12 protein-coding genes are annotated in these 13,448 nt (G+C 65.2%); 4 read left to right on the top strand and 8 right to left on the bottom strand.

The features are described from left to right. Positions 1-12: 12 nt before the first annotated feature. From N7573_RS01210 to N7573_RS01200, 3 genes are read right to left on the bottom strand one after another with little or no spacing between them, the layout of a single operon-like run. Entirely contained in the window at positions 13-489 is a 477-nt protein-coding gene (locus N7573_RS01210) for a MaoC family dehydratase (protein WP_279911828.1), read from the bottom strand. Next, the gene (locus N7573_RS01205) at positions 486-1,364 is read right to left on the bottom strand and encodes an alpha/beta hydrolase (protein WP_049461116.1); all 879 of its coding nucleotides are present in this window, start codon (positions 1,362-1,364) and stop codon (positions 486-488) included. Before N7573_RS01205 ends, N7573_RS01210 begins: the two co-directional genes overlap by 4 nt. A gap of 32 nt (positions 1,365-1,396) precedes the next feature. Then, the gene (locus N7573_RS01200) at positions 1,397-3,583 is read right to left on the bottom strand and encodes a TonB-dependent receptor (RefSeq protein ID WP_279911827.1); all 2,187 of its coding nucleotides are present in this window, start codon (positions 3,581-3,583) and stop codon (positions 1,397-1,399) included. 197 nt (positions 3,584-3,780) lie between these two features. Between N7573_RS01200 and N7573_RS01195 the strand changes: the two genes are divergently transcribed. Beyond that, positions 3,781-4,785, top strand: a complete 1,005-nt coding sequence (locus N7573_RS01195; RefSeq protein WP_279911826.1) for a PHB depolymerase family esterase — start codon at positions 3,781-3,783, stop codon at positions 4,783-4,785. Between the two features lie 49 nt (positions 4,786-4,834). On the opposite strand, the gene N7573_RS01190 is transcribed toward N7573_RS01195, so the two are convergent. After that, a complete protein-coding gene (locus tag N7573_RS01190; RefSeq protein ID WP_279911825.1) occupies positions 4,835-5,356 on the bottom strand; it encodes an AraC family transcriptional regulator in 522 nt (173 codons plus the stop codon). A 627-nt stretch (positions 5,357-5,983) separates the two neighbouring features. Then, complete coding sequence (locus N7573_RS01185) at positions 5,984-6,910, bottom strand: hypothetical protein (RefSeq protein ID WP_279911824.1); 927 nt, start codon at positions 6,908-6,910, stop codon at positions 5,984-5,986. A gap of 205 nt (positions 6,911-7,115) precedes the next feature. Between N7573_RS01185 and N7573_RS01180 the strand changes: the two genes are divergently transcribed. From N7573_RS01180 to N7573_RS01170, 3 genes are all read left to right on the top strand, one after another. Continuing rightward, complete coding sequence (locus N7573_RS01180) at positions 7,116-7,277, top strand: hypothetical protein (protein ID WP_162292259.1); 162 nt, start codon at positions 7,116-7,118, stop codon at positions 7,275-7,277. A 75-nt stretch (positions 7,278-7,352) separates the two neighbouring features. Beyond that, positions 7,353-8,054: a lasso peptide biosynthesis B2 protein gene (locus N7573_RS01175; RefSeq protein WP_121503323.1), complete on the top strand. Its 702-nt coding sequence runs from the start codon at positions 7,353-7,355 to the stop codon at positions 8,052-8,054. A gap of 11 nt (positions 8,055-8,065) precedes the next feature. After that, positions 8,066-9,907, top strand: coding sequence for an asparagine synthase-related protein (locus N7573_RS01170; RefSeq protein ID WP_279911823.1), 1,842 nt, complete (start codon positions 8,066-8,068; stop codon positions 9,905-9,907). Here N7573_RS01170 and N7573_RS01165 read toward each other — a convergent pair. Genes N7573_RS01165 through N7573_RS01155 form a run of 3 tightly spaced genes read right to left on the bottom strand, consistent with a single transcriptional unit; the run spans position 9,904 to position 13,442 of the window. Continuing rightward, the gene (locus tag N7573_RS01165; RefSeq protein WP_279911822.1) at positions 9,904-10,614 is read right to left on the bottom strand and encodes an ABC transporter ATP-binding protein; all 711 of its coding nucleotides are present in this window, start codon (positions 10,612-10,614) and stop codon (positions 9,904-9,906) included. The genes N7573_RS01170 and N7573_RS01165 overlap by 4 nt on opposite strands. Before the next feature lie 12 nt (positions 10,615-10,626). Beyond that, the gene (locus N7573_RS01160) at positions 10,627-11,982 is read right to left on the bottom strand and encodes an ABC transporter permease subunit (protein ID WP_279911821.1); all 1,356 of its coding nucleotides are present in this window, start codon (positions 11,980-11,982) and stop codon (positions 10,627-10,629) included. Continuing rightward, positions 11,979-13,442: a DUF3526 domain-containing protein gene (locus N7573_RS01155; RefSeq protein WP_279911820.1), complete on the bottom strand. Its 1,464-nt coding sequence runs from the start codon at positions 13,440-13,442 to the stop codon at positions 11,979-11,981. The genes N7573_RS01160 and N7573_RS01155 overlap by 4 nt, the downstream gene beginning before the upstream one ends. Between the last annotated feature and the right edge of the window lie 6 nt (positions 13,443-13,448).

Here is a 13,448-nt window from a genome sequence, read left to right as displayed (position 1 = left end):
GGCAGGGTGGTGCTAGGGAGCGACCACGATCAGTGACAGCTGCTCAGCGACCAGTGCCAGCTCGCCATCGGCAACCCGCTCGACGGCCTTGCGCTGGGTCAGCAGCCACTGGCCGGGCTGGCGCGCCTCCAGTGACACCAGCTGCGAGCGTACCCGCACCCCGGACCCGCTGGGTACCGGCGCCAGAAAGCGGACCTTGTTGAGGCCGTAGTTGAGCACATGGGCGATGCCGGGGAAGCCGGTGAGGGCGGCCACATCGTCCTGCACGGTGAGCGAGAGCAGCAGGAAACCGTGCGCGATGGTCTGCCCGCCCGGCAGCTGCGTCTGCGCGCGGCCTGGATCGACGTGGATCCAGTTGTGGTCGCCGGTGGCGTCGGCAAAGGCATCGATGCGCGCCTGGTCCACGTGGGTCACGCCACTCACCCGCTCGCTGGCCGCCCACTGCTGCAACGCCTGCAGCGCGGGAGGCAGGTTGCTGTCTGCACTCACGCCACACGCTCCAGCAAGGTCAGGATCGCGTCACGTGCCTCTGGCTCGGACAGCATCGGCGCATGGCCCACATCCGGCACTTCCACCAGGCGGGCACTTTCCGAGGTGGCCGCCATCTGCCGCGCGACATCGGCCGGCAGGATGTCGGACAGCGCACCGCGCACCACCAGTACCGGCACCCGTGCGGTCAGCCCACGAACCGCACGCCACAGCACCGGCCGCAGCAACCACAGCAGCCAGGGACGTGTCGTTCGGATCACGGCCGGATCGTAATCCAGCTCCAGCAGCCCATCGCTGCGCGGGCGGAAGGTGCGCACCGCCATCTGCCGCCAGTCGTCGGTACTGAAGCGAGGGAACGCGGCCTTGCCGATGGATTCCACGTAAGCGGTGGCCTGCACCAGGTCCATCGGCGGCACCGGCTTGCCGGCGTACTTGCCGATCCGTGCCAGCGCCTCACGCGGCACCTTGGGGCCGGCATCGTTGAGCACCGCGCCCGCGATCCGCTCGGGCGCGCGCGAGGCGAGGGTGATGGTCACCAGCACGCCCAGCGAGGTGCCGACGAATACCGCCTTGGCGATGTTCTGCGAGCGCAGCAGCGCAACCATGTCATCCGCATAGGCACGCGGGTTGTAGCTGGACGGGTCATATGCGCGTTCCGACCCTGCGCGACCGCGCAGGTCGACCGCGATCACGCGCCAGCCCTCGGCGGTAAGCACATCGGCAAGCGCATCGAAATCAGCGCCATTGCGGGTCAGCCCGGGAATGCAGACCACCGTGCCACGCGCTGCCTGCCCCGCATCGGGTGCATGGTCGCGCGCGTGCAGGCGCAACCCATCATTGCTGTTCCAGTACAGGTCGTCGTAAGACTGCGTCATGCAGAAGCTTCCTGGAGATCGTAACGGATGCGCTAGAAATCGTAACGGACGCTGAGGCTATATTGGCGTGGCGGACCATAGAAGCCAATCAGCGTGCCGACCGCCGGGATGTTGTAGCCGGTGGTGCGGTATTCCTTGTCGGCCAGGTTGGTGCCCTGCAGCGAGAAGGTCCACGCATCATCCAGGCGCCAGATGACGCCGGCATTGACCAGCCCGTAACCCTGCTGGCGGATCACCGGACTGAGATCAGTGGTCGGCCACACTTCGCTCTGATAGCTGTAGCTCACCCGCGCTGACAGGTTGCTGCCGTTGGCCAGGTCGGTGCGGTATTCCACGTTGAACGCACCGGAGAATTCCGGTGCATTGGTGAACTTCATCTGCCTGGCCACATTGACGCCACGATCCATGTACTCGTCGTACTTGGTATCCAGCCACGCCAGGTTGCCGGAAATCAGCCAGTGCTGGCTGGGCAGGTACTGGTACTCGACTTCCAGGCCTTTGACCGTACCTGCGCCGGCATTGGTGAAATCACCGAAGAAGGAATCGTCGATGCCATCACCATTGGTATCCAGGCCGGTGAAGACCGATAGCTGGATGTCCTTGTACTTGTTGTAGAAGGCCGACAGATTGAGGAACAGGCGCTGGTCGAGGAAGGCCATCTTGCTGCCGACCTCGTAGCTGTCCACGGTCTCGTCATCGAACGGTTCGGCCGAGCGCGGCACGGCCACCGCGTTGGCGCGGATGTTGTAGCCACCGGACTTGAAGCCACGCGTGGCCAGGCCGTAGACCATGATGTCCGGAGTGATCTGGTAGTCCAGCGAGACCTTGGGCGAGACGTTCTTGAAGTTGGTCTTCTTGTCGAAGTCCGCGGTCACCGCTACCGGGCGGCTGAAGGCCGGGTCGGCGTACAGGCGGTTCAGCACGATCGCGCGCTTGTCCTCGTCGGTGTAACGGGCGCCTACATCCAGCTTGAGTTTGCTGGTCAGGTCGAAGGTCCAGTCCGCGTACAGCGCGATGCTGTCGGTCAACACCTTGCCCTGGTTGTCGGCGAACTGCGCACTGAAGTAGTTGTTCTGGATCTGGCCGCCCGCCTCGCCACTGAACTGGTACAGGCCGACCACACCGCGCACCCGGCCGCCGGCATCGTAGTTCAATTGCACTTCGTTGCTGACCTGGTCGTCGTGATAGGTGCCGCCCACGTCGGCCAGCTTGACCGGCGCGGTATCGAAGTCGATGTTGGCCTCGCTGTCCGATTCACGCTTGGCGACCACGTACTTCAGCGCAATGTCCTCGTTCGGCCGCCAGTTCACCGTGGCCGAGGCACCCTTGCTCTCCACGTTGTTGAGGTTGCGCATGCCCGAGCGGATGTCATAGCGGCTGTCCATCGGCGGGTATGCGCGCAGGAACGGATTGGGCGCCAGCATCTTCGAGCCGCGCATGCCGGACTGGTCGTCGATCCAGTCCAGTGCGAACTGCACGTCGAAGTCATCGCCCGCGTACGCGCCCAGGTTCAGGCGTGCCGCGTTGATCTGCTTGTCACTGACCGGCTGGCCGTTGAAGGTGTTCTCGCCAAACCCGTCGTGGTTCATGCTGGCCACCGCCACGCGGGCGCGCAGGCCACTGTCGGCACCACCAATCGGGCCGCCGATGGCCGCCTTCGCATCCAGCTGGCTGTAGTTGCCCACGGTGATCTGGGCGAAGCCCTCGGTCTGGGTGGGCAGGCCGCGCGAGATGTACTTGATCGCGCCGCCGATGGTGTTCTTGCCGTAGAGCGTGCCCTGCGGGCCGCGCAGCACCTCGATGCGCGAGACATCGAACACATCCAGCAGCGCACCTTGCGGGCGTGCGATGTAGACGTCATCCAGGTAGATGCCTACACCCGGATCGGCGCCCCAGGTGGGATCGGACTGGCCGATGCCGCGGATGTAGGCGGTGACCGTGCTGCTGGCGCCGCGCGCCGCGTAGATGGTCAGGTTGGGCACCTGCGCGTCCAGGTCGCTGATGTCCTGGACATTCATCTTGTCCAGCGCCTCGGAGGTAAAGGCGGTGACGGCAACCGGTACCTCCTGCAGGGTTTCCTCACGCTTGCGCGCGGTGACCTTGATGCTGTCCAGGTTGGTCGGCGAAGCGGATCTGCCTGCCGTCGGTGATTCCTGTGCCAGTACCGGCCCCGTGGCCAGCAGCGCGCCGATCATGAGACTCAAACAATTCCGTTTCATTCGGTCCTCCCCCAGGCATGAGCGTGCGGATGGCCCATTGCCACCCCTGCAGCCAAGGCTAGCGGTGTCATCGGCCAGCAGCGAGTGGACCTAGGTCCAGTCGGCAGCGGCCGGTGGATGCGGATACTGGGCGCGCCCCCAGCCGGAAGCGGTCCCCGGTACTCCTTCATCCACGACTCACGCACGAGGATCTGGTCATGAAATCCGGAATCGATTCGATCAAGGCGGTACTGCTGATGTTGTGCAGCTGGCTGGCGATGGCGGGCAGCGCGCTTGCCGCTGGCCCGGCCGGGCATTGGGATATCGGCCTGTACGGCAATCTGTTCGGCGCCCGCGAGTACCAGGTATGGGTGCCGGCCGGCTACGACGCGGCCCAACCACTGCCCCTGCTGCTGGTGCTGCACGGCTGTGTGACCGGGCCGAACCTGATGGGCGAGGCGTCTGGCTTCAACGATGTGGCCGACACTGAGGGGTTCATCGTGGTCTACCCCCGGCAGAACGTCACCTCCAATCCGGCCCGCTGCTGGAACTGGCAGCTGCCGATCAACCAGGCCCGCGACAGCGGCGAAGCATCGATCCTGGCCGGCATCGTGGACAAGGTGAAAGCGGGCTACAGCGTGGATCCGCACCGGGTCTATGTCACCGGCATTTCCGCGGGCGGCGCGATGACCTCGATCATGCTGGCCTGCTATTCGGATGTGTTCGCTGCCGGCGCCATCCACTCCGGCGGCATGTTCAAGGGTGCGACCACGATTTCCGGCAGCGCCTATGCGTTGCTGGCCGGCAGCATCTATTCGCCGGACAGCAATGGCCGTCTGGCCTGGCAGTGCTCGGGATCGCCGTCGCCGCGACCGCTGCCGGTGCTGGTGTTCCATGGCAGCGCCGATCTCACCGTCAATCCGGTGAACGGCCAGCAGGCCGTGCGCCAGTTCCTGCAGACCAATGATCTGGCCGACGACGGCCTGGACAACGACTCGGTGAAGTACGTGCCGACCAGCAGCTATCACGGCCAGGTGCCGGGTGGGCGTGCGTATACAGTGGATACCTACGCCTACGGTGGCATGACGCTGGTGCAGCACTATGTGGTGCAGGGCATGGGCCATGCGTGGAGCGGCAGCCAGTCCGGCCTGCCGTTCACCGACCCGAAGGGGCCGGATGCCACGCTGATCACCTGGTTGTTCCTGAAGGACTACCAGCGCTGAGGGGAAGGACAATCCTTGCCGGTGCGGGAGCCACGCGCTCCCGCATCCGTCAACGTGGCTCCTGCGGCTGCTGATCGTCGGCGTCCGATGCCCGCTGCCGAGTGCCTCGTTCCGCCAGGAAACGCTTGGGCGGCGCACCCACGGTCTTGCGGAACATGGTCACGAACGCTCCGGCACTGTCATAGCCCAGGTGGTCCGCAACGGCCTGTACTGTCCTGCCTTTGGCCAGCAGCGGCAGCGCGACCACAACATGCAGCTGCCTGCGCCAGCGCCTTACGCTTAAACCGGTTTCTCCAGAGAACAGGCGCGACATGTTGCGCTCGCTCATTCCAATCCGGCTCGCCCAGACTTCAAGCGTTGCCCGTTCGGCTGGCGTGTCCAGCATTGCGTTGGCAAGCCGGCGCAACCTTGCATCGGATGGCATGGGCAGATGGAGCCACTCCGGTGGCGCGGCGATCAGCTCATCCAGGAACACGGCCATCAGGCGGTCCTGCGCGCTGCCGGGCTCGTAGTGCCCGGGAAGGGCGGACGCCCGCTGCAGCAGGGCCTGCATGAACGGGGTGATCGCCATTGCAGCGCAGTGCGTCGGCAGCCCCGGCACGACACCGGGTTCCACGAACACCACGAACCCGTGCGGCCGCCCACTGCTGCTGGCCCGATGGGACAGGCCACCGGGAATCCAGATCGCACCCTGTGGGGGAACCACCCACAGGCCGGCTGCGGTCTCCAGCATGATCAAGCCGCGCGTGGCAACCAGCAGCTGTGCCTTCCGGTGCGCATGGAAGGGCATCTGCCAGGCATCTGGAATGGGTTCCAGTCCAAGCACCATCACCGGAAGATCGACACGGTCCGGATAGTCGGGCCCAACCTCGCTCAGCCCCGCAATCGAAATCTCCACGCCGGACCTACGACTCAGAACTACGCCGGGCAGTACGGCGGCGCTTACTCGTCATCGCGTGCCGATCCCGGTTCGCGCTTATGCCAGACACAGATCAGTCCCATCAGGACATGGACGATCGGAGCGTCCTTTCCTGCGGGTTCGGCAGCCCATGGCTGTTCAATCACGCTGACATCCTCTCTGGTTGAGGATGAGAAGCGTATGGGTCAACCCGACAGGCGTCATTCGACAGTTCCGCCAGGTGATTCACCAATCCGGCCATATCGACCGCACGACATCGAAGCAGCTGGACAGCCAGGCCTACAAGGCCGGAACCGTGATCCTCTGCAGGTCGAGCTTGGCCCTCAGAGCGTAGTGCTTGCGGGTAACCGGAACGACGCAGGTCAGGCGGGGATCGACATAGTCCCTGAACAGCGGCGGCCGTGGAGAAGACAGGTAGAACCCGCGATCCTGCTTGACCGCTGCCGGCAGCAGAACCTCGCTGAGGTCGCTGTCGGAGGCATCGGTGACGAGGCAGGGCGCATGGCGGAACCCGAGCCGGCGCAGCAGGTACAGGCGATGGGAGCCATTGGTCAGCACCAGGCGCTTGCCAAACCTGGTGGCGCTGATCAGGTTGTCACTGAAACCAAGATAGATGACGACGGCGTGGCTGGCCGCGCCGAACGGTTCGTAATCGGTGATGGCAGCCGGATCGAGGGTCGCCACGTCGAGGAAACGCAGGTCGTTCGAGGTGGACGCGAAGGTGTAGCTGCCATCGGACTGGGTGAAGCGCACTTCCGGATGTGCATGGCTGCCGCTGCGCGCGACAAGCTGCATGACCTCCTGCGCGGTGGGCGAGGCGGTCAGGGATGCCGCCAACTGGTCGATGTGACGCAGGTTGATGCACTCCTGGAAGATCACCAGTCGATCGATATCGACCATCTGCCAACTGCGCGGCAGAACACTCGTCATGCGGTGCATCGAAGGTTGCCGCAGCGCCTGCTCAGCCAGCGGCAGCATCTCATCCGGCAACACATGGACATTGATGGCGTCCGCCTCACCGGCTTCCTCCTGCTGCAGCCTGAGCACCTCGGCACGAGCCGTCCGCCAGTCCTCCACCAGCGCAGCCTCGTCAAAGCGGCCCGGTGGGCAACGCTCCCGTACGAAGCGGATGAACTTCGGCAGGGGAAACATCCCCTTCAGCAGAAGCGTGGGATCCAGCCCGTCATCACTGATCTCGGTGTTCATCCCTCTTGCCTCTCATGGGTCGCATCGACAGCGGGCAGGCAGCGTCATTCGTCACGCCAAAATAATATGTTATATCGTAACATTTCGGTGCCTTGGCGGCAATCGCCCTGCAATGTGGCGGCGATGGTGGCTTGGCTGCTCCGTATCCAATGCAGCGCGATCCAACGCAATGCGCGGGTACATCCACTGACGATAGGAGATGTTCATGAACGAGCTGATTGAGCTGGGTGTAGTGGCAGGACAGCAGAACCCTGAGGATCAGGGCATGGGTGGCGAACTGATCGAGCTGGGCTCGGTGGTTTCGGAAACGAAGGCGCACAACCACGGCACGTTGTGGGATGGCGTGTTCCCGACCACGTCGCCCTGATCTGCCGCGCAATGTCGCATCTGCGGTGCATGCCCTGCATGCACCGCTTCTCCGGTTCCGGCGCAGGAGCGCATGATGGAGCAGGCTGCCGCCCCGTATTTCCTGTCAAAGCACGCCCACGTCTGTGTCACCGGCGATGCGATGGTGATTCTGGACCAGGCCACGGGAAAGTATCTCTCCCTTGAAAAACGCGGCGCCGCAGGCCTTGGCAAGCTCGTTCTCGATTGGCCCCTGCAGTCCGACGACGCAAGCACGCCCAGGCTTCTGCAGGCATTGATCGACCGCCGCCTGATCACCGCGGATCCGCAGCAGGGGAAATCCGCTGCCAGCCCTGCCATTGCGCTGCCTCGGTACTGGGCGCGCGAAGGCGCGCCGCGTGGCCGTCCACCCATCGTGGCGCGTGACCTGCGTCGATTCATCGCCTCGTGCGCCTATGCCGCCTGCAGCAGAACGTTCCTTCCTTTCAGTTCCACGGTGTCGGCCGTGCGCCGTCGGGCGGATCGCGGCCACAGCAGGCCGGTAGGCGCTGAAGAACTGGCCCTGCGGGTGCGGGTGTTCGACTGGCTTCGGCCCCTGGCCTTCAGGAAAACCGATGAGTGCTTTCTCTACTGCCTGGCGATGCGCGGATTCCTGTCGAACTACGGCATCGCTCCGGCCTGGGTGTTCGCGGTCAGAACCCAGCCGTTCGCCGCGCATTGCTGGCTGCAGCACGGCGATCAGGTGTTGACCGACATTCCCTTCAACCTGCGCCGGATGGTTCCCATCCTGGTGCTGTAACGAAACCTGCCATGTACCGATACATCGCCGTGCTCTGGAACACCCACTCGGAATCCGCGACGGCGCAGGCGGAACGCATCGTGGAAAGGATCGGCGCCAGGCTGCCCGGCATCGCCTGCGTGTTGAACGACAATGGCGCGGCGATCCATGTGCAGAGCGACAACCACGGCTATTTCGAATGCAATCGCTCGAACTCGCTGGTGGTACTGGGCAAGCTGTTTCACAAAACGTTCGGCGAAGGCAAAGTGCCTTGCTGCGTGAACCTGGATCCCGCCACAGCGGACGCCGCCTGCAGCAGCCAGGGCCGCAGCATCGTAGAACACTACTGGGGCCGCTACGTGGCGTTCGGCTTCCAGCAGGAAACGTCGAGCTGGTTCGTCCTGCGCGATCCCACTGCGGAGATCCCGTGCTACATGACCACGGTGGGCCAGTTGACGCTGGTCTTCTCCAACATGGAAGACTGCCTGATGCTGGGCCTGCGCGATTTCAGCGTTGACTGGTCCTTCCTGTCGTACTCGCTGCTGTACCCGTTTCGTGATGGCCTGCAGACCGGCTTCCAGGAGGTCACGGCGGTCGAAGCGGGTGAAGCGGTTTCAATCCTCGATGGTGAGCCGGTGGGCCGGCACTGCCAGTGGGACGTGGTGCGGCTGGCCCGCGACGCGCCGATCGAAGATCTTCAGCAAGCCGTGTCCCTGGCGCGTTCCACGCTGCTGGGCTGCATCGGTGCACTGGCCAGCCAGCACCGGCGCATCCAGCTGCAGCTGTCGGGCGGGCTGGATTCCTCGATCATCCTGGCCGGCCTGTTGCAGGCGCCGTCGGCACCGGAGGTGACGTGTGTCCACCACTACGATGATGGCATCGGCGCCGACGAACGGCTGTTCGCGCGGATGGCAGTGCAAGGGGCCAGTGATTCCTCGGGCAGGCGTTGCGATTACATCGAGTATCGAAGGCAAGCTCACTGCGCGCTGGAAGAGATCATGACCTTCCCGCGTACAGCCCGGCCGGCGCATTGTTCCGGCTATCTTCTCCACCGCCGTGACGTGGCCTTCGACGGTGACACCGTGCAGTTCACCGGTGTTGGCGGTGATGCGGTGTTCCTGCGTTTCAAGGGCAATGCCGCTGCGATCGACTACGCCTGGCGACGCGGCATCGACCGGGATTTCTTCCGCGTCGCCTTCGAAACCGCGCAGTCCGGCGATTCACTGTACGGCGTGCTGAAGGATGCGATGGTCCATGGTCTGCTCAAGCGGCCAGGCCGCATCAATGGTCGTTGGGGCAAACCCTGCCCATGGGTGCGGGTGGACCGCGCCGAGCAGGATGGCCTGCAGCCGGCCTGGTTGCGCCACGCGCAGGCGCTGGGGCATCACGTATCACCCTACAAGCTGGCCCATATCGGCCGCATGGTGTTTCCGACCAGCGTCCTTGATCCCTTCGAAGGTGCAGGCCACTGGCATGGCGTATCGCCGATCAGTGCACAGCCGCTTGTCGAACTGTTCGCGCGCATTCCGCTGCACCTGCTCATCGCGGACGCGGAAGACCGCACCATCGCGCGGCGTGCAATGAAAGGCCTGTTGCCGGAGGTGCTGCTGTCGCGGAAGGTGAAATCCTATCTGGATGATCACTCCGTGGCGGTCACCCAGGGGCACCAGCAGTTCATCAGGAATCTGCTGGTCGATGGAATGCTGGCCAGGCGCGGCTATCTCGACAGCGCGCTGGCCGATGCCGGCATCCAGCAGGTCGGCCCGGACCACTCGTCGCAGGTGCTCGGCATATTCGGCCCGCAGATCAACATCGAAGCGTGGCTGCGGCGCTGGTCCGGCCAGCGTGGCGCGCAGGCGGCCGCCGTGGCCTAGGCGCTGCGGCTCATTTCTTCCAGGTACAGGCTCTCAAGATCGTTCGCGGTGATCGTGCTGGCATCCAGCGTCCTGCGCAGGCGGCCGGCCCGCATCAGGCCGATCGTGGTCGCCACTTCCCGGGCGCGGAACAGATCGTGGGTGGCCATCAGGATCGCCGTGCCGCGATCGCGTTCCCGCACGATCAACTCATGGAATTCGGCTGACGCCGTTGGGTCCAGGCCCGAGGTGGGTTCATCCAGCAACAGGGCGCTGGCTTCCTTGACGATGGCCAGTGCGATGCCGACCTTCTGCCGCATGCCCTTGGAATAGAGACCCACGCGTCGCCCGAATGCGTCGCTCGCCAGGCCGGCTGACCTGAGTGCGTCGTTCAACCGCGCTGGCGAGCGTTCCTCGACACCGGCCAGGCGGGCGAAGTAGTCCAGATTCTCGTAGCCGGTCAGCTCGTCGTACAGCGCGACGGTCTCGGGGATGTACAGCAGCCGCCGGCGTACCTCCTGCGGCTGCTGGTGCGCACTGAGACCGTCCACTTCGGCCGCACCGGAGGTGGGTTTCAGAAAGGCAAGGAACAGCTTGATGGTGGTCGACTTGCCGGCGCCGTTGGCGCCCAGCAGGCAGAAGATCTCGCCGGGCTTCACCTCGAAGCTGACGTCATCCAGCGCCCGATGTGCACCGTGTTCCATGACCAGGCTTTTTGCAGACAGCATGTGGACGTCTCCTCAGGGCGTTGCCAGCCGGCTGCGCAATGCACCGGCTGCAAGCAGGACAAGCAGGGTGGCAATGATCAGTGCGGCGAGATCGGCGAGGACACCACGTTGGGCGACGCCGGCTGTTTCGTGGAACTGGAAGCGGGGCAGGGTGTCGTACTCTTCGAAGGTCTGCGGCGCGTCACGATCCAGATAGGCCTTGTGCAACAGCCGCCGCGCCTGCCAGAAGGAGTGGACCTGCCCCTGGAAGTCGAGCGCGCGGTCGGCATCCGAGCCTGCGATGCGGTCGAGCGCGTCCTGTGTCGCGACGGCCGGCAGCAGCAGCCGCACCTTGTCCAGAACCTGGCGATGTGCGGCCTCGGCCTGCGCATGCGAGGCGATCAGGCGTTCCAGTTCCCGGTCAGCTGCAACCCGATCGGCGTAGGCCTGGCGCACAGTGTCGGAGATGACGGGGGACGGCGAATTCACTGGCGCCGACCTCGCATGCTCGCGCTGCTGGCGCGTGGCGATATCGGACTGCATCGCTTTCACTTCGGTGGCGAACTGCATCTGTGACGGTGGCGGCGCGATCAGGTTCACCGTGGCCAGCGCCAGCGACGGCGCCATGACCACGATCAGCAGCCACAGCGCGCCGGCGGCGATGGCCGCCTCGGTGGTGCGCCGGGCAAGGCAGCCGATCAGCAGTGCAAGGGCCAGCCAGAACGCGCCGTACAGGAGGACGGTCAGGGCCAGCATGGCCAGGCCCGCAGGACTGCGCGCGCCGGCCCCGATCGTCACCGCCAGGAGGATGGCCAGTGCGGGCAGCAGCACCATCAGGCCACGGGCCAGCACCTTGACCACCAGCAGACGCGTTGCCGACACCGGCTGTGACAGCACCAGCGCCGCGATGCCGCGCTCGCGCTCACGTGACCACAGATCGTGGGTGGCCACGAGAATGACCAGCGGCAGCAGGAAGACGATGACGAAGGCGAGGTCGAACCGTCCCGCAGCCCGTGCCGCTGGATAGCCGATGTCGGCCCAGACGTGCTTGAGCAGCAGGGTCGGATCGCCCAGCGCGACCACATCGGCGGTGTAGGGGTAGGCGTCTGCCTGGCCGATCGACAGCGGTGCCATGGCGGCAGGCGCAAGCACCGGCTGGGCGCGGGGCAGCACCGAGGGCGCCTTGCCGACGAATGCCCGGCTGCGTTCCTTCGTCTGTTGTTCTTCCTGCTTGATCAGGGCGATGGCCGCCTCCCGCTGGTCCACCCATGCGCGGCCGTTCCACGCGGCGTAGGCACCCAGCCCGAGCAGCAGGACAAGCAGCACCGGCAGCGCTCGATCGCGCAACAATCGGCGGATCTCATAGCGGGCAATCGACACAACGTTCATGGCGATCTCCCTAGCTTCCGAGCGGAGATGAGCACCACCACGCAACCCAGCATCAGCCAGACCAGCAGAATGACGAGATTTCCGCGCTGCGCGGTAGCGGTACCGGCCAGGGTCTGTTGCGGCGGCCGGTAGTGCACTGAACGGGTGATGCCGGCGATGTCGGCCACATGCTTCCCGCCTTGTGGTGCCTTGTGCAGTTTCACTTCCTGGTTGAGTGCCTGGATCAACCGATAACGGTAGTCCTCCACGCCGCGCAGGAACGCCAGATGCGCCGGGAAATCCGTGCCGGCGAAGGCGCGCGACCAGGACTGCAGCGCCAGCGTCGGCGAGGCAAGGCCAAACAGGCGCTGGGTGGCGTCCTGCTGCTGGTAGGTGGCATGCAGGCGATCGAAATGGCGGTTGTAGACGCGCGTCGAGTTGGCCTCGGCAAACTCCAGCGCCACACCGCGGAAGTTCAGCGGCAGGTCGTCAACGCTGTCGACCCGGTAGCGTGCCATCAACGCCGCGCGCAAGGCATCAAGGCGTTTGTCGGCCGGGTCATGGCCATCCGCGCCGTTCTCCGCTTCTTCGGTCACGCCGGTCCTGAACGCCGGTGCCGAAGGGGTCGGGTACAGGGATTCGGCAACCGCAGGCGCCACCCTCGGCAGCAGCAGCGTGGACACCACCCAGAAGCCGAGCAGCACGACCAGTGACGTCCGTGCCGAGCCGGCAAGTGCCGACACCCCCACGGTAAGTGCACAGAACACCAGCAGATAGAGCAGGTAGGCGGCCGCCAGTGCGAGCAGGGCGGCAAGATCCGTGGCGTCGCCGTACTGGATGGACAGCCCCGGAAGACTGATCAGCAGCATGGCCAGCACCAGCAGCAGCGAGGCGGCCGCCAGGGCAATCAAGCGTCCACAGATCAGCACGCCGGCCGAGGCGCCGGTGCCGAGTTCCTGGCGCAGCGTCTCGCGGGCCACATCGCCGGACAGTGTGGCGAACCCGGCGAGGATGATCAGTAGCGGCGCCACCACCTGCAGCGCCCACGCCGCAGAGAAACCCTCGAAGCGGCTGAGTGCGGTGCCACCATCCACGGCACGGTGCCGGGCCGGGTTCTGCGCGTGGCCTTCGATGAACACCGAGGTTCCCAGGTAGTCCGTCAGCCCCGGGTCCAGTGCAGCCAGTGGCCGCAAAGGGGCAGCAATGGCACGCCCCACATGTGCGGCGCTATGCGGGTCGATTGTGCCCTGGCTGTCCCAGAGCCGCGCCTCTTCCTCGCTCATTGCCTGGCGCTCCTGCGCCTGCAGGGTCAGGCGTGCAGCACCACTGAGCACCGATGCTCCCGCAATCAGCAACAGGGCAAGGGCGAGCCACAGCACGCGCCGCTCGCGCCACATCAGCGTGAGCTGGGTTGCCGCAACAGCAAACGCCTGCTGGATGGCCATGACGGACCGGGACAGGGCAGGGGCTTCGGCGCGCATGGCGGC

The sequence above is a fragment of the Stenotrophomonas sp. GD04054 genome, assembly GCF_029836955.1.
Taxonomy (GTDB): Bacteria; Pseudomonadota; Gammaproteobacteria; order Xanthomonadales; family Xanthomonadaceae; genus Stenotrophomonas; species Stenotrophomonas maltophilia_A.
This window is presented reverse-complemented; position numbering and strand designations above follow the sequence as displayed.

Coding starts and splice junctions, on each gene's coding strand:
- N7573_RS01205 (WP_049461116.1), bottom strand. CDS start 1,364: ATGACGCAGTCTTACGACGACCTGTACTGGAACAGCAATGATGGGTTG.
- N7573_RS01200 (WP_279911827.1), bottom strand. CDS start 3,583: ATGAAACGGAATTGTTTGAGTCTCATGATCGGCGCGCTGCTGGCCACG.
- N7573_RS01195 (WP_279911826.1), top strand. CDS start 3,781: ATGAAATCCGGAATCGATTCGATCAAGGCGGTACTGCTGATGTTGTGC.
- N7573_RS01190 (WP_279911825.1), bottom strand. CDS start 5,356: ATGGCGATCACCCCGTTCATGCAGGCCCTGCTGCAGCGGGCGTCCGCC.
- N7573_RS01185 (WP_279911824.1), bottom strand. CDS start 6,910: ATGAACACCGAGATCAGTGATGACGGGCTGGATCCCACGCTTCTGCTG.
- N7573_RS01180 (WP_162292259.1), top strand. CDS start 7,116: ATGAACGAGCTGATTGAGCTGGGTGTAGTGGCAGGACAGCAGAACCCT.
- N7573_RS01175 (WP_121503323.1), top strand. CDS start 7,353: ATGGAGCAGGCTGCCGCCCCGTATTTCCTGTCAAAGCACGCCCACGTC.
- N7573_RS01170 (WP_279911823.1), top strand. CDS start 8,066: ATGTACCGATACATCGCCGTGCTCTGGAACACCCACTCGGAATCCGCG.
- N7573_RS01165 (WP_279911822.1), bottom strand. CDS start 10,614: ATGCTGTCTGCAAAAAGCCTGGTCATGGAACACGGTGCACATCGGGCG.
- N7573_RS01160 (WP_279911821.1), bottom strand. CDS start 11,982: ATGAACGTTGTGTCGATTGCCCGCTATGAGATCCGCCGATTGTTGCGC.
- N7573_RS01155 (WP_279911820.1), bottom strand. CDS start 13,442: ATGCGCGCCGAAGCCCCTGCCCTGTCCCGGTCCGTCATGGCCATCCAG.